14 protein-coding genes, 3 tRNA genes and 4 pseudogenes are annotated in these 22,944 nt (G+C 71.4%); 13 read left to right on the top strand and 8 right to left on the bottom strand.

Annotated features, from left to right (window positions below; all coding sequences use genetic code 11):
• The first annotated feature begins 231 nt into the window (after positions 1–231).
• Positions 232–1,413, top strand: a complete 1,182-nt coding sequence (locus tag N6H00_RS13240; RefSeq protein ID WP_268971855.1) for an RNA polymerase sigma factor — start codon at positions 232–234, stop codon at positions 1,411–1,413.
• Positions 1,414–2,372: 959 nt separating this feature from the next.
• Here N6H00_RS13240 and N6H00_RS13235 read toward each other — a convergent pair.
• Complete coding sequence (locus N6H00_RS13235; RefSeq protein ID WP_268971854.1) at positions 2,373–3,875, bottom strand: FGGY family carbohydrate kinase; 1,503 nt, start codon at positions 3,873–3,875, stop codon at positions 2,373–2,375.
• 25 nt (positions 3,876–3,900) lie between these two features.
• Positions 3,901–4,170: a YtxH domain-containing protein gene (locus N6H00_RS13230; protein WP_268976948.1), complete on the bottom strand. Its 270-nt coding sequence runs from the start codon at positions 4,168–4,170 to the stop codon at positions 3,901–3,903.
• Between the two features lie 248 nt (positions 4,171–4,418).
• On the opposite strand from N6H00_RS13230, the gene N6H00_RS13225 reads away from it, so the two are divergent.
• From N6H00_RS13225 to N6H00_RS13205, 5 genes and pseudogenes are all read left to right on the top strand, one after another.
• Positions 4,419–4,491: transfer RNA gene (locus N6H00_RS13225), tRNA-Asn, on the top strand.
• Between the two features lie 5 nt (positions 4,492–4,496).
• Positions 4,497–4,569 (top strand) — tRNA-Asn (locus N6H00_RS13220).
• Positions 4,570–4,743: 174 nt separating this feature from the next.
• A tRNA-Ile gene (locus tag N6H00_RS13215) sits at positions 4,744–4,820 on the top strand.
• Positions 4,821–5,385: 565 nt separating this feature from the next.
• Positions 5,386–6,170, top strand: a pseudogene (locus N6H00_RS13210) (IS5 family transposase).
• 949 nt (positions 6,171–7,119) lie between these two features.
• A complete protein-coding gene (locus N6H00_RS13205; RefSeq protein ID WP_268971853.1) occupies positions 7,120–9,210 on the top strand; it encodes a hypothetical protein in 2,091 nt (696 codons plus the stop codon).
• A gap of 9 nt (positions 9,211–9,219) precedes the next feature.
• Here N6H00_RS13205 and N6H00_RS13200 read toward each other — a convergent pair.
• A pseudogene (locus N6H00_RS13200) lies at positions 9,220–9,637 on the bottom strand (IS5 family transposase); the annotation flags it as partial.
• 4 nt (positions 9,638–9,641) lie between these two features.
• Between N6H00_RS13200 and N6H00_RS13195 the strand changes: the two are divergent.
• A pseudogene (locus N6H00_RS13195) lies at positions 9,642–10,223 on the top strand (aminoglycoside phosphotransferase family protein); the annotation flags it as partial.
• Between the two features lie 70 nt (positions 10,224–10,293).
• Here the strand turns inward: N6H00_RS13195 and N6H00_RS13190 are convergent.
• Positions 10,294–11,196 (bottom strand): LysR family transcriptional regulator, encoded by a 903-nt coding sequence (locus N6H00_RS13190; protein WP_268971851.1) that lies wholly within the window; start codon positions 11,194–11,196, stop codon positions 10,294–10,296.
• A gap of 94 nt (positions 11,197–11,290) precedes the next feature.
• Here N6H00_RS13190 and N6H00_RS13185 point away from each other — a divergent pair, with 94 nt between their 5' ends.
• The gene (locus N6H00_RS13185) at positions 11,291–12,034 is read left to right on the top strand and encodes an SDR family oxidoreductase (protein WP_268971850.1); all 744 of its coding nucleotides are present in this window, start codon (positions 11,291–11,293) and stop codon (positions 12,032–12,034) included.
• Positions 12,035–12,079: 45 nt separating this feature from the next.
• On the opposite strand, the gene N6H00_RS13180 is transcribed toward N6H00_RS13185, so the two are convergent.
• The gene (locus N6H00_RS13180; RefSeq protein ID WP_268976947.1) at positions 12,080–12,364 is read right to left on the bottom strand and encodes an MmyB family transcriptional regulator; all 285 of its coding nucleotides are present in this window, start codon (positions 12,362–12,364) and stop codon (positions 12,080–12,082) included.
• A gap of 45 nt (positions 12,365–12,409) precedes the next feature.
• Here N6H00_RS13180 and N6H00_RS13175 point away from each other — a divergent pair.
• Positions 12,410–12,586, top strand: a pseudogene (locus N6H00_RS13175) (IMP dehydrogenase); the annotation flags it as partial.
• A 42-nt stretch (positions 12,587–12,628) separates the two neighbouring features.
• Here N6H00_RS13175 and N6H00_RS13170 read toward each other — a convergent pair.
• Positions 12,629–13,597 (bottom strand): LysR substrate-binding domain-containing protein, encoded by a 969-nt coding sequence (locus N6H00_RS13170; protein WP_268971848.1) that lies wholly within the window; start codon positions 13,595–13,597, stop codon positions 12,629–12,631.
• A 204-nt stretch (positions 13,598–13,801) separates the two neighbouring features.
• On the opposite strand from N6H00_RS13170, the gene N6H00_RS13165 reads away from it, so the two are divergent.
• From N6H00_RS13165 to N6H00_RS13155, 3 genes are all read left to right on the top strand, one after another.
• On the top strand, positions 13,802–14,626 hold the full coding sequence (locus tag N6H00_RS13165; RefSeq protein WP_268971846.1) for an enoyl-CoA hydratase/isomerase family protein: 825 nt from the start codon (positions 13,802–13,804) through the stop codon (positions 14,624–14,626).
• Positions 14,627–14,751: 125 nt separating this feature from the next.
• Complete coding sequence (locus N6H00_RS13160) at positions 14,752–16,434, top strand: acyl-CoA synthetase (RefSeq protein WP_268971845.1); 1,683 nt, start codon at positions 14,752–14,754, stop codon at positions 16,432–16,434.
• Positions 16,431–17,804 (top strand): MFS transporter, encoded by a 1,374-nt coding sequence (locus tag N6H00_RS13155; RefSeq protein ID WP_268971843.1) that lies wholly within the window; start codon positions 16,431–16,433, stop codon positions 17,802–17,804. Before N6H00_RS13160 ends, N6H00_RS13155 begins: the two co-directional genes overlap by 4 nt.
• 118 nt (positions 17,805–17,922) lie before the next feature.
• Here the strand turns inward: N6H00_RS13155 and N6H00_RS13150 are convergent, their stop codons facing one another.
• The gene (locus N6H00_RS13150; protein ID WP_268971841.1) at positions 17,923–18,489 is read right to left on the bottom strand and encodes a TetR/AcrR family transcriptional regulator; all 567 of its coding nucleotides are present in this window, start codon (positions 18,487–18,489) and stop codon (positions 17,923–17,925) included.
• A 125-nt stretch (positions 18,490–18,614) separates the two neighbouring features.
• Between N6H00_RS13150 and N6H00_RS13145 the strand changes: the two genes are divergently transcribed.
• Positions 18,615–19,523 carry an SDR family oxidoreductase gene (locus tag N6H00_RS13145; protein ID WP_268971840.1) on the top strand — a complete coding sequence of 303 codons (909 nt, stop codon included), beginning with the start codon at positions 18,615–18,617 and terminating at the stop codon, positions 19,521–19,523.
• A 409-nt stretch (positions 19,524–19,932) separates the two neighbouring features.
• Here the strand turns inward: N6H00_RS13145 and N6H00_RS13140 are convergent, their stop codons facing one another.
• Positions 19,933–22,740: a helix-turn-helix transcriptional regulator gene (locus tag N6H00_RS13140; RefSeq protein ID WP_268971839.1), complete on the bottom strand. Its 2,808-nt coding sequence runs from the start codon at positions 22,738–22,740 to the stop codon at positions 19,933–19,935.
• Positions 22,741–22,944: the final 204 nt, after the last annotated feature.

Here is a 22,944-nt window from a genome sequence, read left to right as displayed (position 1 = left end):
CGGTCACGGGCCGCTGCGCAAAAAGTGCCCGCACGCCCCTCGTGGCGGGCCTGTGTCGTACTCCACACTGGGTGCGGTGCCTGAGTCTTCGGAGCGCGGCGGTGTTGGCCGGGTAGGGCCGGAATCCCTCGCAGATCCGCTCATGATGTACGGGACGGACGGCGGCGCGGCCGCCGTGCCGTACCCGATCGTTCTGCCCCCTCAGCAGCGATCACCCTGGAGGTCGCCCCCGTGCAGACCCAGACCCTCACCGACACGGCCCTCGCGGCGCCACCGCGCCCCAAGTCCCCGCACCGGCCCGGCGCCGACCAGACACCCGACCCCGAAGCGGACCCCGCAGAGTCGACCGGCCCCGCAGAGTCGGCCAACCTCACCGAGCCGACCGAACCGGCCGAGCCGACCGAATCGATCGAGCCGACCGAATCGATCGAACCGACCGAATCGATCGAGCCGACCGAATCGACCGAATCGATCGAGCCGACCGTCCGCGCCGACACCAGCGGCCCCTCCGCCGACCTCTTCCGCCAGTACCTCCGCGAAATCGGCCGGATCCCCCTGCTCTCCGCGGCCGAGGAGGTCGAGCTGGCCCGCCGGGTCGAGGCGGGTCTCTTCGCCGAGGAGAAGCTCGGCACCACCCCCGACCTCGACTCCCAGCTCGCCGTGGACCTGGACCGATTGGTGGTCCTGGGCCGGATGGCCAAGCGCCGTCTGATCGAGGCCAACCTGCGCCTCGTCGTCTCCGTCGCCAAGCGCTATGTCGGCCGTGGCCTGACCATGCTCGACCTGGTCCAGGAGGGCAATCTGGGCCTGATCCGCGCGGTCGAGAAGTTCGACTACGCCCGCGGGTACAAGTTCTCGACGTACGCGACCTGGTGGATCCGCCAGGCCATGTCCCGCGCCCTGGCCGACCAGGCCCGGACCATCCGGGTCCCGGTGCACGTCGTCGAGCTGATCAACCGGGTGATCCGGGTCCAGCGCCGGATGCTCCAGGAGCGCGGCTACGAACCCACCCCCGAGGAGGTCGCCGCCCATCTCGACCTCCCCCCGGAGCGGGTGAGCGAGGTGCTGCGGCTGGCCCAGGAGCCGGTGTCCCTCCACGCGCCGGTGGGCGAGGAGGACGATGTGGCCCTCGGCGACCTCATCGAGGACGGCGACGCCGCCTCCCCGGTGGAGTCCGCGGCCTTCCTGCTGCTCCGCGAGCATCTGGAGGCCGTCCTGTCGACGCTCGGCGAACGCGAACGCAAAGTGGTGCAGCTGCGCTACGGACTGGCCGACGGCCGCCCCCGCACGCTGGAGGAGATCGGCCGGATCTTCGGGGTGACGCGCGAGCGCATCCGCCAGATCGAGTCGAAGACGCTCAACAAACTCCGCGACCACGCCTTCGCCGACCAGCTCCGCGGCTACCTGGACTAGCCCCGCCCACACGGCCCACGCCCCGCACGGGTCGCCCGGCGTACGGGCGGGGCCGCACACGGGCCACGCCGCGTATGGGTTGGCCGGCGTATGGGTGGGGCCGCGCACGGGCCGCGCCGCGTATGGGTTGGCCGGCGTACGGGCGGGACCGACACACGGGCCACGCCGCGTATGGGTCGGCCGGTGTACGGGTGGGGCCGCGCACGGGCCACGCCGCGTATGGGCCGATACGCGGGCCGCGCCGCGTATGGGTGAGGCCGTCGCACAGGCTGCGCCGCGTAGAGGCCGCGTCGTGCTGGGTCGGGCCGCGCGCAGGTCGTCCGCGCTTGGGCCGCGCACACGCCGACCCGCGCCAGAAGCCGCGCCGCGCACGGGTTGGGTCGTGTACGGCCCACGCCGCGCACGGGTTGGCCGACGTACGGGCGGGGCCGACACGCGGGCCGCGCCGCGTATGGGTGAGGCCGTCGCGCAGGCTGCGCCGCGTAGAGGCCGCGTCGTGCTGGGTCGGGCCGCGCGCAGGTCGTCCGCGCTTGGGCCGCGCACACACCGACCCGCGCCAGAAGCCGCGCCGCGCACGGGTTGGGTCGTGTACGGCCCACGCCGCGCACGGGTTGGCCGACGTACGGGCGGGGCCGCGCACGGGTTGGGCCGTGCGTAGATCGTGCTGCGTACAGGTCGGGCCGCGCACAGGCAGAACCGTGCACAGGCCGCGTCGTGCGAGGCAGAACCGTGCACAGACCACATCGCGCGCAGACCGGGTTCGTGCGGAGGCCGCGCCGCGCCAGGCCGGGCCGCGTACGGGCCGCGCCGCGCGCAAACCCCCTGTGCCGCGCACGGCCCCGCGACGTACGGGCCGTGCTGCGCTGGCCGCGGCCGCGCCAGGCCGCGCGCTGCGCACACGCCGGGCCGCGCCAGAAGCTCCGCCGTGTACGTCGGACCGCACGGGCCGGGGGGCGGCCTCAGGTTCCGGTCTCGTACCCGCCGGCGGGGGGCACCTGGCCGTCCGCGTGGTGCTCGTGCCCACCGGTCGCCGCCTCGAAGGCGCCGGGGTGGGTCTGTTCCCGCACCGCCACGTACTGCTGCCGCACCGCCTGGCCCACCGGCAGGTCGTCGCCCGGTTCGAAGACCTGGCTTGCCGCGGCCGGCCAGCGCGGCGGCTCGTGCGGTGACTGGGTGCCGTGCGCGACGCCCAGTGCCCACGTGGCCTGGCGGGCCGCGCCGAGGGCGGCGTAGTCGGCGGGCTGGGGCACCACGACCTGCGCCCCCAGCAGCGCGGGCGCGATCGCGCGGACGGCCTGGAGATCGGCCGCGGGCCCGAGCAGGAAGACGCGCCGCACCTGGACGCCGCGTCCGCGCAGCACGTCCAGCGCGTCCGCGAGCCCGCACAGCATCCCCTCGAACGCGGCCCGCGCCAGGTGCTCGGGCTTCATCGACTCGCGCCGCAGCCCGGTCAGCGTGCCGGCCGTATGCGGCAGATGCGGGGTCCGCTCGCCCTCCAGATACGGCAGCAGCACCAGCCCGTACGACCCCGGGGTGGACTTCATCGCGAGCGCGGAGAGCCCCTCGAGGTCCGTGCCGAGCAGTTCCGCCGTACCGCGCAGCGTCCGGACCGCGTTGAGCGTGTGCACCACCGGCAGGTGCATCCCGGTGGCGTCCGCGTACGACAGGATCGTGCCGGTCGGGTCGGCCAGCGCCTCGTGGTGAATGGAGAAGACCGAGCCGGAGGCGCCCAGCGAGATCACCGCGTCGCCGACCCCGACCCCGAGCCCGAAGGCGGCGGCCATGGTCTCGCCCGTCCCGGCGGAGATCAGCAGCCCCTCGGGGGTGTGCCCGGCGGCGTCGGCCGGGCCGATGACCTCCGGCAGCCGCACCTGGTGACCGAGGGCCAGCTGGACCAGGTCGGGACGCCAGGAGCCGGTCGCCGCCGACCAGTAGCCGCTGCTGGAGGCCGTGCCGCGGTCGGTCGTCCGCCGCACCGGCCGCCCCAGCAGCTGCCACACCAGCCAGTCGTGCGGCTGCATCAGTTCGGCCACGCGGTGCGCCGCCTCCGGCTCGTTCCGCGTCAGCCAGCGCAGCTTGGCCACCGGCTGCGAGGCGGTCGGCAGGGCGCCGACGGCCTGGGCCCACGCGGTGCGGCCGCCGAGCGCCTCGGTGAGGTCGGCGGCCGCGGACTGCGCGCGCTTGTCGTTGCCCATCAACGCGGGGCGCACCAGCACCCCGCCCGCGTCCAGCGCCAGCAGCCCGTGCTGCTGCGCCGAGACGCCGATGGCCTGGACCCCCTCGAGCAGCCCGCCCTCGGCGGCCTCACCGAGGGAGATCAGCCACGCCTGCGGATCCACGTCGCCGGTGGCGCCGGCCGCGTGCGGGGCGTACCCCTGTTTGATCACGGCACCCGTATCGGTGTCACAGACGACGATTCGTGTGCTGTCGGACGAACTGTCCAACCCGGCGACTATCCCCATGGATCAGATCATGCCACCGCCGCCGTCAGGTGTTGCTGGTGCCCCAGTCGTCCTCGGTCCCGGTGCGGGCCTCGCGCTGCCCGATCTTCTCGCGCAGCGGCCGCACCTTGTCCAGGGCGCGCACGGCGGCCTGCCGGCCTCCCTGCGCGGCCGACTCGGCGGTATTGCGGACGGCCGGGTTCCGTGCGAACTTCTGCGCGCACTCCCGCAGCTGTTCGTACCGCTCGCGGCCGGCTCGCGTGCCCAGTACGTAACCCACAGCCATCCCGGTGATGAACGTCAGCCGGTAGCGCATCGACCTGCCCTTCTCGCTGTCCTTCACATCTGGACCCCGGGGTCGTGCCGCACGCCTACCCGCCCGCGCCGCAGATCACCCACGATCACATAGAAGATCATCCCTGGATCGGCCGAGGACCGCCCGAGGACTGACGCGGCCATACCGATTGGCGGAGCACCCCCCTGCTTGCGCTAATGTATGTGTCGCAGCGAGCGAACGCCGTCCGGGAGCCCCGGACGGGGCCACGGTCGCGGCACACGGAGCAATCCCCTGTAGCTCAATTGGCAGAGCAGCCGGCTGTTAACCGGCAGGTTACTGGTTCGAGTCCAGTCGGGGGAGCTCGGTCCCCTGTAGCTCAATTGGCAGAGCATTCGGCTGTTAACCGGAGGGTTACTGGTTCGAGTCCAGTCGGGGGAGCAGGGAGGAGGACCCCTTGAGGGGTCCTTTTTCATTTCCGGGCCCCGCCGGGCGTGATCTACGTCATGATCGAAGCCATGGAGGCGCTCATCACCGATCCTCCGAAGCAGCAGATCGTATGAGCGGCTATGCTGCGGCAGACGGCGTGCGCAGATGTGTACGACGCGCCGTTACGGGGCGGTAGCTCAGCCGGTTAGAGCAGCGGACTCATAATCCGTCGGCCGTGGGTTCGAGTCCCACCCGCCCCACCAGTCGCACTACGCGGGCAGAACCATCCTGACCTGCGCAGACGCGAAAGCGGGAGCCGCCGCGCCGACGCGGTGGCTCCCGTTCACTCGGCCAGCCCAAGATCAAGTGGCCCTACAGTGGCCCAGAGGGTCGCACAGTGGCCCAGACGGTGGCCGTGAGCGGCTACGCAGCTTTCCGGCCCGCTGGGAAGATCGCCGCTCGGCGCGACCTCGTGAGCCGCCCCCGGACCGGGGACGGGCAGCGGCAGACGGGCCCCACTGGGAGACGTCCGGTCCTTCCGGTCTGGCGATGAAGAAGCGGAGCAGCGCGAAGTTCGACCGCTGGTCCTCCGGATACTGGTCGTCGAGGTTCTCGATGCGCAGGATCTCCAACCCCTGAATGGCGCAGTGGTCCCGGACCCGCTTGAGGGCGGCGTCGGTAGCGTGTTCCTGGCCCCGGCCGACTGTGCGGATTTCGCCGGCTCCGTCCGGAGTGACGGGACTGGAGGAGCTGCTGGCTCTAGAGGCCATTTCGTTTGGTGTGATCTTGCGGCAGTCTGGTGTGGTGACTTCTTCGCTTGTTGAGCGGATGGCTCCGGACGGTCTGTGGGAGTTGTTCGAGCGAGTGGTGCCACCTGCGCCGGAGCGACCGCAAGGCGGCGGCCGGCGTCGGCACGGGAATCGGGAGGTACTGGCCGCGATCATCTTCGTGGCCACCTCAGGCTGTACATGGAACCAGCTGCCCCCGGGCTTCGGCCCTTCGGGAGTGACCGCGTTCCGCCGGTTCACCGAGTGGACCGAGGCGAGGGTGTGGGCCAAGCTCCACCGCCTGGTCCTCGACGAGCTCGGCTCCCGCGGTGAGCTGGACTGGTCGCGGTGCGCGATCGACTCCGTCAGTGTCCGCGCCCTCAAAGGGGGCGGCTGACGGGACCGAATCCGACCGACCGCGGCAAGAACGGATCGAAAATCCATCTGATCGTCGACCGCCAGGGCCTGCCCCTCTCACTCGGTATCTCCGCCGCCAACCTTCACGACAGTCAGGCCCTCATACCGCTGGCCCGAGGCATCCCACCCATGCGCTCCCGCCGCGGCCCCCGGCGCCGACGGCCCGCCAAGCTCCACGGCGACAAGGGCTACGACTACTCCCACCTGCGGCGATGGCTCTCCTTACGTCAGATCCCCCACAGCATTGCCCGAAAGGGCACCGAGTCTTCCCAGCGCCTGGGCCGACACCGCTGGGTTGTGGAACGGACGGTGTCCTAGCTGTCGGGATGCCGACGTCTCCACTGCCGGTACGAGCGCAAGCCCGAGGACTTCCTCGCCTTTACCGCCATCGCGGTAACCCTCGTATGCCACCGCAGACTCACCAAATGAAATGCCCTCTTACAAGGCAGATGTCGGCGGTTCGAATCCGTCTGCGCCCACCAGCGAAAAGACCCCCAGCCGATCCCGGTTGGGGGTCTCGGGACGTCAGCCAAGTACAAGCACTGAGCAGGGTCGGGGCAGCGTGTCTCCCAGCAGGCCGGGCAGCCACGGACTGGCTGACGGGCGCCCGGAGCTGGTGCGTACCGCACTCGGGTGCCCCCAGGTAAGTGCGGAAGTCGCGGTCGGGGACGCCATCAGATGTGCGGGTGGGCTGGGTGCAGGCGTCCGTGTGGTCGGCGTCGCCACCGGGCGCACCAGCGCGGAGGATCCGCGGGCCGCTGGGGCTGCCGAAATTGGTCGAAGATCCGGTGAGCAAACACTGCCGACGCCAAGGGCACCAGCCTCTCCGAGGGAAACGAAAAGGAGGAAAGAAAAGCACAGCCAGAATTGAGCGGGTACGCGGAAACGCAGGAGCTGCGAAAAAGGTGAAAAAACGGATCAGAGGTGCAGGGAGAACGAAAAAGGCAAAACTGCACAGAAGGCGTGCAGCGCGAGCGATGCCCGCAAAGCTGCGAGAGGGAAGTATGAGAAGGGCGAGAAAGTGCGGGCGGCGTGGCGGCGTGCTGTGGTGAACCAAGGTGCGCTGTAGTGCATCTAGGAGAAAAGAGGGGAACGGGTCCGTGGGGCCGCCGCTGTGCGGTGCACGGACGGAATGAAAGGCTGGCAAGTCGGAGTCGGAGGTTTTGCGACCGAATATTTTCACTTCCTTCACGTATGCAGCGCACCACGGCCGCACCGGGAGGCGACCTGCATGCCTCACTTTCATCGGCACCGGCACCGGCACCGGCACCGGCATCGAGGTGGAGTTCGGCCACTGCGGACACCGCGCAACCTCGGCTCTCGAGCCATGTACTCGTCGATGCCGCCGCGAGAGTGATCGCCGTGGAGTACGTGAATCGTGATCCCGAACAGGGAAATCATTCCTTACCGCGCCGACCGCGAATTCAGGAAAGAAGTACCAGTAATGGAACAACCATTTCAGTCCACTTCCGTCGAGCACACCCGGCGTGGTGTCCTGGCTGCCGCCGGGGTCGCGACCGCAGCTCTCCTCGGCGCTTGCAGCAGTTCCGAGGGAAAGTCCTCCTCGTCGACACTTCAGGTAGATTTTGGGAAGGCGAAGTTCTTTCCGCTGCTCAAGTCGAAGATCGGGGTGGGGCGAGCCCTCAGTATGACTGAGATCCTGGACAGTCTGCCGTACATGGACCAGATCCGGCCAGCGGTCTACGACGGGGAGATCCGCTTTCCGGAGACCGATTACCCCTCGTTGACGCCATACCCCTTCGTGGTGGGTGAGAACGACGAGGTCTCGGTGTTGCCGAATGAGTTCCTCGAAAAGCTGTTCACCGGGCTGCAACGGCGCAACATGGAGATCATGATCCAGTTGATGGGCGCGCCGAAGCAGTGGTGGGACTACGAAAAGGCTAAACGGCCACACCTGTTCCCCATGCCGACCGACTTGACGGCCGCTGCGGATGCTATCGGTAAGTGGACCAAGCTCTACAGCGATTATCCGATCAGCTGGTGCATGTGGAACGAGCCGAGTCACAATCTCACCGGATCCCCGAACCGCGCCTCGGTCAGGCAAATGGTCGACATCTACGACGCCTACACGAATGCGATCGCTCCTCGAGGGCTGTTCGGTATGGCGAGCTTCATCAAGACAAGCGCTCCCGTCCGCGAGAAGCTAGGTGGCCGCTCCCACCTTCAAGCCACGATCGATGCATTGCGGAAACGAGTCAAGGCCAACTCTGGCCTGCCGTTCGACTACCTCACCCTGAACAGCTATGGCGCGGATCTCGACGAGCTGTTCGCCGCTGCTCGCAATGCACTGGGAACCGACTTCAACACCGTTCCCATCATTCAGGCGCAGTCCGGTGTGTTCAAGCCGCACGAGTGGGGGAAGCGTCGCGGGACCACGTTGGAAGCGGTGCGGTCCATGGTGTCATTGAAGAATGCGCTGCAAGTGCCCGACCTACAGACATTCACCTTCAGTGGCTGGATTCCTCACCTGATTGAATACAAGGGAGGCGAGGCGCTCCAACTTCCTTTGTTCAATGCCTTGAAGCTCTATGCGCGGATGCCGGACCGCCGCGGCTCGGTACAGGGGGAATTGCCTTCCGGTATCGGCGCCATGGCCTCGAGTGACCAGTATCGCAGCGCGGTCTTGGTGTGGAATGAAACCAGCCGAGCGCAAAGCATCGATGTGCAGATGTCTCACCTTCAGAGCTCCAGCCGAGGTGAGGCCGAGTTGCGGGTCTACCTCATCGACAGCAAGCACGGCAGTCCGTTGGAACACAGCGACAACAAGTTCGTCCCCACCGAGGCCACCACCCTTGACGAGCTTCCCCGGTCATTGTCCAAGACCGTGACCGTAGCCGGCCCCGGCATCGCGTACATCGAGGTCGGTACCAAGTCTGCGCATCCGGTCCTGGACCGGAATGGCCTGGATGCCGAACTGGTCCGCAAGCACACATTCGCCGATCGGATACCAGGTTCGAAAAACACGACCTCCGTGCGGGGCAACGCCTACGGTTGCTATGACGCCGTACGGGCCATCGCCTACGTGGGTGTCGAAGGGAACGCGGGAACCGCCCTGGTCGGCGCGGAATACCGCAAGCTGCCGGATTCCCTGAAACTGGAGATATCGGCCGACACGTTGGCTTCCGACCCGAAGTCGTCGGAGGCGATGTTCGGCATCCGGGTCGACTATCTGCTCGCGGATGAACCCGTGAAGAGCGTGCTCTGGCACGGCGATACCTTCGACAGTCGCAGGAAGACGCCCTTGCCGTGGGGGCGGGGCGGCCCGACCGCGGATGTCGTGGTCGAGGCCCGGGAACTTGATCGTGCTCGGGCTGACCAGGCCAAGCTCGTCCTCCCCTTGCAGGAATACGCGCCATCGGGCTGGGCGCAGGCCAGTCGACACGCGATCATCTCGTTCTGGATGGACTCCACCGGCCCCGGCTCCCAAGCGCGGTTCCTGCTCGAATAAGAGGGCATTTCATTTGGTGAGTCTGCGGTGGCATATGAGGGTTGCCGCGATGGCGGTAAAGGCGAGGAAGTGCTCGGACGGGCTTGCGCTCGTACCGGCGGTGGAGACGTCGGCATCCCGACAGCCAGGACACCGTCCGTTCCACAACCCAGCAGTGTCGGCCCAGGCGCTGGGAAGACTCGGTGCCCTTTCGGGCAATGCTGTGGGGGATCTGACGTAAGGAGAGCCATCGCCGCAGGTGGGAGTAGTCGTAGCCCTTGTCGCCGTGGAGCTTGGCGGGCCGTCGGCGCCGGGGGCCGCGGCGGGAGCGCATGGGTGGGATGCCTCGGGCCAGCGGTATGAGGGCCTGACTGTCGTGAAGGTTGGCGGCGGAGATACCGAGTGAGAGGGGCAGGCCCTGGCGGTCGACGATCAGATGGATCGAGGACGCGGGTGCCATGGTGCTGGAGGAGATCCTGCCCGGAACGCCGGCGGAGGACATGTCCGCTGCTTCGCTTCCGGGGCTGTGGTCGGACCTGCTCGCCGCGTTGCACGGGGTCGCTCCGCCTCCGCGGCCGCCGCGTGTGCTGCGCGGCCGGTGCGAGGAGGCCTTCGCCCGGGTCGGCAGGCGGCTGTCCGAGCCTGCGATCAGTGCACGGATGGACGTCACCGGGTGGGACAGGGCCATCCAGCGGTGCGAGCGGCTGCTGGACACGGAAGCGACAACCGTGTTGCTCCACGGTGACCTGCACCTGGGCAACGTGCTCGACGGCGGCGCGGAGCGCGGTCTGATGGCCATCGATCCGAAGGCATGTATGGGTGATCCGTGCTTCGACGCTGTGGATTACGTCGTGGCCGGCGCCGGGGTGGAGGGCGTCGAGACCCGCTGCGCGCGCGTGGCGGCGGCGTGCGGGCTCGATGGCGACCGGCTCCATGCCTGGAGCCAGGTGATCGCCCCGTTCGCGGCCATCGCCCACCTCGGTAGCGGTGGCGAGGGGCCGGTGATCGATGAGCTGCTCGCGTTGACCCGGTGATCTTGTCCGCCGACCGGATCTTCAGGCCGACCCCCTCGCGTCCAGGGCGTGCCTCGGCTGTACGGGTTCGTCAGTTGACCGGCAGTTCGTGGTGCTCCCGTGGGGAGGCTGGGCCGAGCAGGGTACGTGCGGCGTCTTCCAGTGATCCGAGCAGTGGGTTGGGGTCGTCAGCGCGTGTGACGAGTACGACCTCGCAGGGGTCGATGTCGATGACCGGCACCAGGGCGATGTCCTCGCGCACCGCGGCGCGTCGATCGCCGGCGGGGAAGAGCGCGACACAGTGGCCGGTGGCGATGAGTTCCAGCTTGTCCTCGTAGCTGTCGTCGCTCGCGGGCGGGGGTGGTGCCGGGCGGTCGCCGATGGGCTTGGGCGTGCTCCAGACGACCGGAGTGCTGACGCAGGCCACCAGTTCCTCGTCCGACAGAGCCCGCAGGCTGACGGCTTTCTCGTGCGCCAGATGATGACTCGCCGACGTGACGAGCACCCGCGACTCCTCGTGGAGCTTGGTCACCCTGAAGCCGTCCGTGGGGAAGGGCAGGGGCCTGTACGCGAGGAGGGCGTCGACCCGTCCCTCGGCGAGGGCGCTCGTGTCCCGCCAGCCGAGGTGCCGGGTGCGGACCTGGCTGTCAGGGTGCCGGCGGCGCAGTTCCTGCACACAGGCGGTGATGACCAGTCCTTCGGCGCAGCCGATGGTGACGGTACGGGGCTGGACGGCGGCTCTGGCCGTGCGAGCGGCTTGCTCGGCCTCTTGGAGCAGTATCCGGGCCCTGGGAAGGAATGCCTGACCGGCGTCGGTGAGGCTGCTGCCGTGCGGCGAGCGGTCGAAGAGCCGGACGCCGAGCTGAGCCTCCAGCCGCTGGATCTGGCGGCTCAGCGACGGCTGCGCCAGGTGCAGCCTGGTGGCGGCCCGGCCGAAGTTGCCGTACTCCGCCACGACCGTGAAATAGCGCACGAGCCGCAGATCGACGTCCATCCGCCCAGGGTACGTGTGGTCATACGCCTGGGACATGACGGCTTACGGAACAGGTCTTGGACAGGGTGGGCGGGTGGGCATTTGGGTTGAGGGCATGACCACTTATGACGGCAAGAAGATCGTGATCACGGGTGGAAGCAGCGGTATGGGCCTGACGACGGCCCGGTTGTTCGCGGACGGCGGGGCGCACGTACTGATCACCGGCCGCACCCGGTCCACGCTGGACGCCGCGCTGGAGCAGTTGGGGGACAAGGCGGTCGCCGTCCGCAGCGACGCCGCGTCCCTGAAGGACATCAAGGCGCTGGCCGACACGGTCCAGGAGCGGTTCGGCGCGGTGGACGCGCTGTTCGTCAACGCCGGTGTCACCGCGTCCGCGCCGTTCGACTCGACGACGGAGGAGATGTACGACGAGCTGTTCGACATCAACGCCAAGGGCCCGTACTTCACGGTGCAGGCGTTGGCGCCGCTGTTGCGCGAAGGAAGCGGCGTGGTCCTCACCACCTCGGTGGTGAACGTCCTGGGCCTCGACGCGCTCAGTGTCTACTCGGCGAGCAAGGCAGCCCTGCGGTCGATGACGCGCACCCTGGCCCGCGAACTGCTGCCGCGCAAGGTGCGCGTCAACGCCGTGAGCCCCGGTCCGATCGACTCGGGCATCCTGGACCGCTCCGTGCCCGCCGACGTCATCGAGACGATCAAGGACACCTACCGGAGCACCAACCCGATGCAGCGGCTGGGGACGTCCGAGGAAGTGGCCGCCGCGGTGGCGTACTTGGCGTTCGATGCGACCTTCTCGACGGGAGCGGAGTTCCCTGTCGACGGAGGGGCTTCGCAACTCTAGGTGCACACGCGTGTGTCGTTTCTCGGGGCCGGCGCCGGGCTGGTATCAGCTGCGCTGCTGAAGCCGGGGGAACGCGGGGGTGTGCGGCGAGGTGGGAGCGAGGGTGTAGGTGACGATCGTCAGGCCGGGGTCGGCGGCGATTTCGAGGGCGTCGAAGTCGAGGTCGAGGTCGCCGATGGCGCGATGGTGGAAGCGTTGCTGTCCGCTGCGGTAGTACTCGACGTCGTGCGCGTCCCAGTGCAGGGCGAACTCGTCGCTGTGGGTCGTGAGCTCGTCGATGAGGTCGGCGAGGTCGGTGTTGCCCGGTGTGCGGGCGGCCTCGGCGCGCAGGCTGCCGACGGCATCGTGGGCGATGCCGTCCCAGCCGCCGTCACCGTTCAGGGCGGCCCCGCACCCGTGCGCCGCTTCCTGCCCGACCTCATCGACCGCGTCATGACCGGTCGCATCGACCCCGGCCGCGTCTTCGACCTCACCCTGCCCCTTGCCCAGGCCGCCGAGGGCTACAAGGCCATGGACGAGCGTCGCGCCATCAAGGTCTTGCTGCGTCCTTAAGACGTCCGCCGGGACGGTGCTCGTGTGGTGGAGCCGGTTGCTTCACATGGCCGGCGGGCGGTCGTGGGGGCGGTGTCCCGCTTCGGTGAGGCTTTCGTGGACCGCGTCGGCGAACGCGGCGATCGCCTCGTTGTGGCGGGTCGGCACCCATACCACCGAGGTCAGCCAGGCCAGCGAGAAGTTGTCCAGCGGGCGCCACACCAGTCCCTCGGGCAGTGGCGCGGTCGGTGCCTCGTTCAGGTGCACCCCCCGGCCGGCCAGGACCAGGCCGTGGACGAAGTCCGGGTTGCGGGCGTGCCGGATGGCGCCCGGCAGGAAACCGGCGTCCCGGCACACCAGCAGCAGGTGGTCGTACAGGCGCGGGGCCATCACCCGCGGGAAGATGACCAGGGACGCGCCGTCGAGGTCCCGCAGCCGTACCGGCGCCCCGCCGGGTGCCGAGGGGTGGTCGGTGGGGTGTGCCGACGGGTGGTCGGCCGGGTGTGCCGAGGGGTGGTCGGCGGGCAGCACCACGCCGAGTTCGCGCCGTAGTACGGGGCCCGACTCCAGGCCCACCGTGTCCGAGGGGTGCCGTACCACCCCCGCGTCCAGTTCGCCCTCCCGCAGCCGCACCAGCTGCTCGTCGGTGGTCAGTTCGTGCAGGTCGATCAGGACGTCGGGGACCCGCCGGGCGAAGCCCGCGGTGAGTGTGCGCAGCACCGGCGGCCGGGTGTCCGGCGGTACGCCGACCCGCAGCATCCCGGCCTCGCCGGGCCGCAGACGGCGCATCGCCTCGCGGGCCGTGTCCACCCCGGCCAGCACCGGGCGGGTGTGCTCCAGCAGCAGCGCGCCCGCCTCGGTCAGCTGGATGCGGGGCCGGGTGCGGTCGAACAGCCGCACCCCCAGCTCGCGCTCGAGGTCCCGGATGCGCTGGGAGAGCGGGGGCTGGGCCATGTGCAGGCGTTCCGCGGCCCGTCCGAAGTGGAGTTCCTCGGCGAGCACGGCGAAGTAGCGCAGATGGCGGAGCTCCATGGCCGCACCATATCGCTCTGATATCGCGGGCAGTCCCGATTGGTGTTAGCCAGCTCACATCCCCGGCTGTTTCCATGACTGGCCACGGGAGGCCCACTCCCGGCCCCCTCCCCGTCATCCCTCTCCCCGTCACCCCCGGCCCGGCGCGCCGGTGTCCCGCGCGCCACCGGGCCGTCCGTCCCCGCCCCAGGAAGGAATGCCGTCATGTCCGCGTCCAGCACTGTCGTCGTCACCCGTCACCCGGTCACCACGAGCGAGACGGAGGAAACGGCCGACGCCGCCCACGACGGCCGCCACGTCGTCGAGGTGGCGCTCAACCGCCCGGAGAAGCTCAACGCCTGGACCGCCGCGACGCGCGCCGAACTCGTCGCCGCGCTGGCCGCCGCCGGCGCCGACGACCGGTGCCGGGCGGTCGTGCTGACCGGCACCGGCCGGGCGTTCTGCGCCGGGCAGGACCTCGCGGAGACCGCCGCGATCGACGCCGAGGACCACACCGCCGCCGAGGAGTGGATCGACGACTTCGGCCGGCTGTTCCGTGCCGTGCGCGCCCTGGACAAGCCGGTCGTCGCCGCCGTGAACGGGGTCGCGGCCGGTTCCGGCTTCCAGTTCGCTCTCCTCGCCGACCTGCGGATCGGCCACCCGGGCGTGCGCATGGGCCAGCCCGAGGTGCTGTCCGGCATCCCCAGCATCACCGGCATCTGGGCGATGCGCGGCATCCTCGGCCGGGCGAAGACCGCCGAATTCGCCCTCACCGGACGGCTCGTGGACGGCGCCGAGGCACTGCGGCTCGGGCTGCTGAACCGCCTGGTCGACGAGGACCGCGTCAAGGAGGAGGCCCTCGGCGAGGCGTCCCGGCTGGCCCAGCTCCCGCCCGGCGCGGTCGCGCTCACCAAGGGCCGGCTGCGCGAACTGGACGACGCCGGGCTGGACGAGGCGATCGAGGCCGCCAAGAAGGTCCATGTGGCCGCGTACGCCACCGGGGAGCCGCAGCGCGAGATGGCCCGCTTCCTGGCCGGCCGCCGCCGCTGATCGCCTCCGCCCACCGCCGCCCCGGCGTCCCCGCCCGCCGGCGTCCCCGTCCCCCGGCATCCCCGCCCGCCGATATCCCCGCCGCCCCCCGACATCCCGTTCCCGCGCACCGAGGAGGACTCGCCATGTCCACCGGCGTCACCGCCGCCGATCCCGCCCAGGACGTCCAGGACACCCAGGACACCCAGGACACCCAGGACGCCGAGGCCGCCTACCGCGGCCTCGTCGACAACCACCGGTGGGAGGTTCCCGAGCGGTACAACATGGCCGCCGACGTGGCCGACCGGCACCCCGGCGACCGGCTCGCGCTCGTCTTCGAGGACCACACCGGCCACCGTGAGGAGGTCCGCTGGCAGCGGATCCAGGACCGTTCCCGGCAGGTCGCCGCGCATCTGCACGCCCTCGGGGTGCGCAAGGGCGACCGGGTCGCCGTCCTGCTGCCGCAGCGGCCCGACACCCCGGCCACCTATCTCGGCGTGCTGCGCACCGGGGCGATCCTGGTGACGATGTCGCTGTTGTGGGCGGACGAGCCGATCCGCTACCGGCTCGCCGACTCCGGCGCCTCGGTCCTGGTGACCGAGGCCGCCGCCGCGCACCGCGCGGCCGGTTTCGACGGCACCGTCGTCGACGTGGACGACCCCGCCATCGAGGCGCTCGCGCCGGAGTTCACCACCGCCGACACGGCCCCCGACGACCCGGCGCTGATCTTCTACACCTCGGGCACCACCGGGGCCGCCAAGGGCATCGTGCACGCCCACCGCACCCTGCTGGGCCACAACGAGTTCCGCTACTGCCACGACCTGCGGCCCGGCGACGTGTTCTACGGCGCGGGCGACTGGGCCTGGTCGATGGCGAAGCTGATGGGCCCGCTGCGGGCGGGCGCGGTGCACCTGGTGTACCGGCCGGCCGCCGGTTTCGACCCGGCGGGCCTGCTCGCCAGCATGTCCCGCAACAAGGTCACCACCGCCCTGGTGAACCCCACCTTCCTGCGCAAGATGCGGCAGGAGGTGCCGGACGCGGGCACCCGCCACCCGCAGGCGCTGCGCGTGGTGTGCTGCTCCAACGAGCCGCTGACCGAGGACCTCATCACCTGGTTCCGCGACCAGTTCGGCGTCACCCCGCTCGACTACTACGGCTCCACCGAGTCCTACCCGCTGCTCGGCAACTTCCCCGGCGTGCCGGTCAAGCCGGGTTCGATGGGCCGCCCGCTGCCCGGTTGGGACGTGGCCCTGCTGGACGAGTCCGGCACCGAGGTCCCGGACGGCGAGCCCGGCGAGATCTGCCTGCGCGCCCGGTCGAACCCGCAGTTCCCGCTCGGGTACTGGGAGCGGCCCGAGGCGTCCGCGGAGACCTTCGGCGGGCCGTGGTACCACACCAAGGACCAGGCGGTGCGCGACGCGGACGGCTACTTCTGGTTCCTGGGCCGCACCGACGACGTGATCAAGACCTCCGGGTACCGTGTCGGTCCGTACGAAGTGGAGGCGGTCCTGCGCACCCACCCCGCCGTCGCCGACGCCGGTGTGGTGGGCGTGCCCGACCCGGTGCGCGGCCAGGCGGTCAAGGCGTGGATCGAGTTGGCCCCCGGGTACCGGCCGTCCGACGCGCTGGCCCGGGAGATCGCCGAGCACGCGAAGCGGGACCACTCCCGCTTCGCCTATCCGCGGCTGATCGAATTCATCGGCGAACTGCCCCGTTCGGCCACCGGGAAGATCCAGCGGGCCGCGCTGCGCGCCCGCGACGCCGACCCGACCACCCCCACCCCCGCCCCCGACGCGGGCGCGACGAGCCGGAAGGACGGACCGAGGTGACCGGACACGACGTCAACGGCGCGGCCACCGCGCCGGGAGCCGCGGCCACCCCGGCCCCCGCGGCCGCCCCCGAGGAGGCGGCCACGTCCGCCGAGCGGCGCAAGGTGGCCCTGGCGACCGCCATCGGCAATTTCGTGGAGTGGTTCGACTCCGGCGCCTACGCGGTGATGTCGGCGACCATCGCCGGCCTGTTCTTCCCGCAGTACGACAAGACGGCGGCGCTGCTGGCCACCTGGGCGGTGTTCGCCGGCGGGTTCGTGGCCCGGCCCATCGGCGCGGTGTTCTTCGGCCGCTACGGCGACCGCATCGGCCGCAACCGGATGCTGGCGCTGAGCGTGCTGTGCATGAGCGGCTCGACCCTGCTCATCGGCCTGATGCCGAGCTACGCCACGCTCGGCATCGTCGCCCCGGTGCTGCTGTTCCTGCTCCGCGCGGTGCAGGGCTTCTCCACCGGCGGCGAGTACACCGGCGCCTCGGCCTTCATCATGGAGTACGCGCCCGAGGGCCGCCGGGCCCGGTACGCCAGCGTGGTCGCGCTGACCGTGGGGCTCGCGGCGGTGGCCGGGTCGCTGACCGGGCTGCTCATCACCTGGTCGCTGGAGGACGAGGCGCTGCGCAGCTGGGGCTGGCGCATCCCGTTCCTGCTGGCCGGGCCGCTCGGTCTGATCGGCCTGTACCTGCGCGGCCGGATCGAGGACACGCCCGTCTTCCGGGCCATGGAGCGGCGCGAGGCGGTGCGCGACGCCCCGATCCGGGACGCCTGGCGGGTGTGCCGGCGGCAGGTGCTGACGCTGTTCGGCTACAGCATCACCAACGCGGTCGGCTACTACCTGATGAGCAGCTACCTCATCGCGTACATGTCGGAGGAGATCGGCTACACCAAGGCCCAGTCCATGCTGACCGGGTGTGTGGCGATGCTGGCGTACAGCGCCGCCTGTCCGCTGATGGCGGCGGCCAGCGACCGCTTCGGGCGGCGGCCGATGCTGCTCATCGCGTGCGGGGGCTTCGCCGTGGCGACCCTGCCCGCGTTCTGGCTGATCGGCACCTCACTGGCCGGCGCGCTGGTGGGCACCTCGGTGCTGGCGGTGCTGGTGGCGGTGATCGGCACCTCCAACGTGCCGGCCATGGTGGAGATGTTCCCCGGGCAGCTGCGCGCGAGCGGTTCGGCGCTCGGCTACACGGCGGCGTACGTGCTGTTCGGCGGGACGGCGCCGTTCGTGGCGACCGGACTGGTCACCCTCGCGGGCACACCGCTCGCGCCCGGGTTCTACCTGATGGCCCTGGCGGTCGTCTCGGCGCTGGTGGTGCTGTTCTCCTTCCGCGAGACGGCGGGGCTGCCGCTGGCCCGGACCACGGTGCGGGACGGCTGAGCCGGCCCGGTCAGCGCGGCGACACCGACGGCCTGGGCAGCGACGAGCTGCCCAGGCCGTCGGCGTTTCGGTCATCAGGGCCGTCGGCGTCACGGCCTTCCGGGCCGTCGGCGTACGGTCAGCGGCTCGCGGTCACGGTGTCGAGCGTGTCCAGGCATTCCCCGATGAGCTGGGCCAGGGGCCGCTGATCGGACTCCGCGATCCAGCGTGCGAACGCCACCTTGAGCACGGCGATCCCGGTTTCGGCGGTCAGGTGGGCGGTCAGTTCGTCCACGCCGCGCCGGCACATCGCGTCGGTGAGCGCCGCGGCCCAGGTCGCGAGCTTGATCAGCTCCCGTTCCCGCAGCTCGGGGTGGGCGTCGATGACGGCCTGGCGCTGCCGGATGAGTTCGGCGCGCCCCTGGAACTCGGTTGCCATGGCGTCCAGGGCCGCGGCGATCATCTCCATCGGCGTCGCGGCGTCGGGGGCCTCGGCGACGGCGCTCACGCAGTGGTCCAGCATCCTGCCCGTACCGGCGAACAGGACCTCGCGTTTGTCGGCGAAGTGCCGGAAGAAGGTGCGTTCCGTCAGTCCCGCCCGTTCGGTGATCTTGGCAACCGTCGTCTGCTCGAAGCCGTGCTCGATGTACAGCTCCAGCGCAGCCTGCGCCAGCCGGCCACGTGCGTTCGGCTCCCATCGACCCATACCGCGCATCCTACGTGATGACAGTCGCTGTCATGGGTGGTGGTACTGTTGATAACAGTCACTGACATGACTGTCCTCGCCACAGGTGTGCGCGGGGCGGCATCCACTCACCCGGAGTAGCTCTCATGCGCGTATTCGTCACCGGTGCGTCCGGCTTCATCGGCTCCGCCGTCGTTCCCGAACTCATCGACGCCGGTCACCACGTCCTCGGCCTCGCCCGCTCGGACGCTTCCGCCGCCGCCCTCGCCGCGGCCGGGGCCGAGGTGCACCGAGGCTCCCTGGAGGACCTCGACAGCCTGCGCGCGGGTGCCGCCGCGTCCGACGGGGTCATCCATCTCGCGTTCGTCCACGACTTCTCGCGGTTCGCCGAGGCGGCCCGCACCGATCTGGCGGCCATCGAAGCGATCGGCGGCGCCCTCGAGGGCACCGACCGCCCCTTCGTGATCACCACCGGCGTCCTGGGACTCGCGCCCGGCCGGGTGGCGACCGAGCGGGACGCGCAGGACCCCGCGGCGACGCCGCGAGCCGCCGCCCATCAGGCGATGCTCTCGCTGGCGTCGCGCGGCGTGCGCTCGTCCGTGGTACGCCCCGCCCCCTCGGTGCACGGCGAGGGCGACCGGGGCTTCGTCCCGACCCTGATCGACATCGCCCGCGCCAAGGGCGTCTCCGGCTATGTCGGCGACGGGTCGAACCGCTGGCCGGCCGTGCACCGGCTGGACGCCGCACACCTGTACCGCCTCGCCCTGGAGAAGGCACCCGCGGGATCGGCGCTGCACGCCGTCGCGGAGGAGGGGGTACCGGTCCGCACCCTCGCCGAGGCGATCGGCCGGCATCTCGGCCTCCCCGTGGCCGCCATCTCTCCCGAGGACGCCGGCGAGCACTTCGGCTGGCTCGCCCCCATGGTGGCCGCCGACGGATCGGCCTCCAGCGACCTGACCCGCGAGCTGGTGGGGTGGCAGCCGACCCGGCCGGGGCTCCTCGACGACCTCGGCGAGGGCCACTACTTCCGGACCGGCGAGCCGTCCCGCGCGTAGCCGCCCGCGCCGTGCATGACCGCGCCGTGCATGACCGGGCCGCGCATGTCCGGGCCGTGTATGTCCGCGCCGTGCAAGACCGGGCCGTGCAAGACCGGGCCGCGCCTGTCCGGGCCGTGCATGTCCGGGCCGTGTATGTCCGCGCCGTGCAAGACCGGGCCGTGCAAGACCGGGCCGCGCCTGTCCGGGCCGTGCATGTCCGGGCCGTGTATGTCCGCGCCGTGCAAGACCGGGCCGTGCAAGACCGGGCCGCGCCTGTCCGGGCCGTGCATGTCCGGGCCGTGTATGTCCGCGCCGTGCAAGACCGGGCCGTGCAAGACCGGGCCGCGCCTGTCCGCGCCGCGCCTGTCCGCGCCGCGCCTGACCGGGCCGTGCATGTCCGGGCCGCGTCCCATGGCCTCGGGGCGCGTCAACCGGGCCCGTGGCGGCCGGCCGTCGCGAGGCTGTCCTCGAGGAGGTCGCGCAGCTGGGAGCGGGCGGTGATGCCCAGCTTGGGGAAGCTGCGGTAGAGGTGCGAGCTGACCGTGCGCGGGGAGAGGAAGAGCTTTTCGCCGATCTCCCGGTTGGTCAGCCCGCGCGCGGCCAGCCTGATGATCTGCTGCTGTTGCGGGGAGAGTGCGGCGATCGCGTCGGGGGCCGTGTCCGTCACATCGAGGCCGGCGGCGCGCGATTCGGCTCGGGCGCGCTCGATCCACGGGCGCGCGCCGAGACGCCGGAAGGTCTCCAGGGCTTCGGTGAGCGGCCCCCGCGCCTCCGCGATGCGCCGCCGGCGCCGCAGCCACTCGGCGAAATCCAGCAGGGTCTGGGCGCGTTCGAAGGGCCAGTGCGCCAGCGCCGGGTCGGCCAGGGCCGCCCGGAAGTGCGGTTCGGCCTCGTCGGGGTCGGCCAGCAGGCCCCGTGCGCGGCTGATCAGCGCGCGCAGACGAGGTGAGGCGCCCGCCGCGAGGGCGTGTGCGGAGCGCTCGACGATCGCGGCGGCCTCCTCACGTCGCCCAGCGCGCACCGCGGCGGCGGCCAGATCCGCGAGGGCCGGGTAGGAGGCGTGGTAGTGCACGGGGGCGCCATCCGCCGTGAAGACCATGCGGAGCTGGTCGTACGCGGTCTCGTACGCGCCTTCCGCGGCGGCCGCGGCGCCGAGCGCGCGCCGGGCGTAGACGGCCACGGAGCGGCTTTCCAGCGGATCGACCAGGGCGAGCGCGTCCTCGACGCGGGCGCGGGCCGCCGCCGCGTCGCCCTGGTAGGCCAGCACGGTGGCGTCCACCGTGGCCGCACACGCCACGGCGTGGCCGAGGCCGGCCGCCGAACCGACCGCGCTCACCCGGGCGCACTCCGCACGGGCCTGTTCCCATCGCCCGCATTCCACATAGCTCCAGGCGGCCGCGCCGCCCAGCCCCGCCGGCAGCGGCCCCCGCAGCTCCCAGCGGGCGAACGCCTCGTCGAAGGCGCGGACCGCGCGCGGGGTCTCGTCCAGCACCCACGCCATGATCGCGAGAGTGGTGAGCCGCTCGGGCCGGTGTGCCACCTCGGCGGCCAGCCGGGGGAGCAGACCGAGCAGCTCGGTCCGGTCGGCGAAGGGGTCCGACACGGCCCGCACCCAGGTGCGCAGCCAGCCGGGTGACGCGTCCTCGGGAAGGCGCCGCAGGAGTTCCCGGACGCGCTGCCGCTGACTGTCCCGTCCACCGTAGAAGCCGACCACGGCGGCGCCGGCCAGCAGGTCCAGCGCGGTGGCGGGCTGCGCGGCCGTCAGCCGCTCGGCCGTGTCGGTGAGCCGGGCGAAGACCGCGGTGTGCCGCACCGTCATCGCCGCCAGCCGCCCGACCTGCACCGCGGCGGCGGCCAGCAGCGCCGCGTCGTCGGTGCGCGCCCGTGCCGCGGCGGCCAGCTCCTCCACCCAGGCGATATCGCCGGTGAACACGGCCGTGGCGGCGGCTTCGACCAGCAGCCGGGCGCTGTCCGCGCGCCGGGGCGCGAGTTCCGCGGCACGGTACAGGGCCCTGGCCGCCGCCGCGTAGCCGCCGCGGCGGCGAGCCCGGTCCGCGGTCTCGGCCAACTCCGCCGACACGGCCGCGTCCGGACCGGGGCAGGCGGCGGCGAGGTGCCAGGCACGCCGGTCGGGTTCGTCCCGCAGCAGCTCGGCCAGCCTGAGATGGGCCGTACGCCGTGCGTCGAAGGGTGCGGCGTGATAGACGGCGGACCGGACCAGCGGATGACGGAACCGGACGTCCCGGCCGGTCCGCCGGACCAGTCCGGCCCGCTCGGCGGGCGGCCACGCGTCGTCCTCGGCGTGCCCGAGTCCGGCCGAGGCGGCGATCGCGGAGTCCTCGGTGTCCATCGCGGCCAGGAGCAGCAGGGCCCGCGCGGTGGCGGCGGGCAGCTCGTGCAGGCGGGCGGCGAAGATCCGCTCCAGGTGTTCGGTGAGCGGCAGCGGGCCCGTGGCCGGCGGCTGGGCGGCCGTGTCGTGCGCGGTGGCCCCCCGCGTCGGTTCGGTGGCCGCCCTCGTCAGTTCGGTCAGCGCCAGCGGGTTGCCGCCGGCCTGGTCCAGGATGCGCGCCCGGGTCCTGCCGGTGGGGCGCTCCGGCCGGAGGTCCAGCAGGCGGTTGGCCGCGGCGTCGTCGAGCGGGCCGAGGGAGAGCACCGGTACCCGAGGGTCGAGCCCCGGCGGCTGGGCGCGGGCGCCGACCAGCAGCGTGACCGGTTCGCCCGCCAGCCGTCTGGCGGCGAAGGACAGCGCGTCCAGGGAGGCCCGGTCGCACCACTGGGCGTCGTCCAGCACCACCAGGACCGGATGCCGTTCGCCCAGGGCCGACAGCAGGCCCAGGACGGCGATCCCGATCAGCATGAGGTCGGGTTCGGCCGCGGCCGAACCCGCCCCGAAGGCCTGGTGCAGCGCCGCGCGCTGCCGCTCCGGCAGCGCGGCCACCTCGGCCGGCACCGGCCGCAGCACCTGGTGCAGCGCGGAGAAGGCGAGGCTCGACTCCGACTCGCTCCCGCGGGCACGCAGCACACGAGCGCCGTGGGCCTCGGCCCGGCGCGCCACGGCGTCCAGCAGCGTGCTCTTCCCCGCGCCCGCGTCCCCGACGAGCATGAGCAGCGGGTCGGCCGATGAGTCCACCGCGTGGCAGAGACGTGCCAGCTCCGCGTCCCGGCCGACGATCGGCTCCGCCGCGTCCGGCTCCGGTCCGCTGACCGCGCCGGCGCCGGCAGTGTGCTCGTCCACGGAGTCTCCAGGAATCGTGACTCTCTCCGACGGGAGCCGCCCCGCCGTCCGCCGCCCAGATTACAAGCGCGAGGGCCCGCCGCCCGAGCCGTGCACAGGTGCAGTCACCTTACGGATACCGCGTGCGCCGGGGGCGTTCGTACGGTTCCAGGAAAGCAGGCGGAAGCCCCGGCGGGATTCCCCACATGTCCCGACGGAATTCCC

This window comes from Streptomyces sp. S465 (assembly GCF_026898115.1).
In the GTDB taxonomy this organism is placed as follows: domain Bacteria; phylum Actinomycetota; class Actinomycetes; order Streptomycetales; family Streptomycetaceae; genus Streptomyces; species Streptomyces luomodiensis.
This window is presented reverse-complemented; position numbering and strand designations above follow the sequence as displayed.

Bases quoted from the DNA above. Each gene is read 5' to 3' on its own strand.
- N6H00_RS13145 (WP_268971840.1), top strand. From the start codon at position 18,615: ATGCGCGTATTCGTCACCGGTGCGTCCGGCTTCATCGGCTCCGCCGTC.
- N6H00_RS13190 (WP_268971851.1), bottom strand. From the start codon at position 11,196: ATGGACGTCGATCTGCGGCTCGTGCGCTATTTCACGGTCGTGGCGGAG.
- N6H00_RS13165 (WP_268971846.1), top strand. From the start codon at position 13,802: ATGTCCGCGTCCAGCACTGTCGTCGTCACCCGTCACCCGGTCACCACG.
- N6H00_RS13235 (WP_268971854.1), bottom strand. From the start codon at position 3,875: ATGGGGATAGTCGCCGGGTTGGACAGTTCGTCCGACAGCACACGAATC.
- N6H00_RS13160 (WP_268971845.1), top strand. From the start codon at position 14,752: ATGTCCACCGGCGTCACCGCCGCCGATCCCGCCCAGGACGTCCAGGAC.
- N6H00_RS13170 (WP_268971848.1), bottom strand. From the start codon at position 13,597: ATGGAGCTCCGCCATCTGCGCTACTTCGCCGTGCTCGCCGAGGAACTC.
- N6H00_RS13185 (WP_268971850.1), top strand. From the start codon at position 11,291: ATGACCACTTATGACGGCAAGAAGATCGTGATCACGGGTGGAAGCAGC.
- N6H00_RS13150 (WP_268971841.1), bottom strand. From the start codon at position 18,489: ATGGGTCGATGGGAGCCGAACGCACGTGGCCGGCTGGCGCAGGCTGCG.
- N6H00_RS13230 (WP_268976948.1), bottom strand. From the start codon at position 4,170: ATGCGCTACCGGCTGACGTTCATCACCGGGATGGCTGTGGGTTACGTA.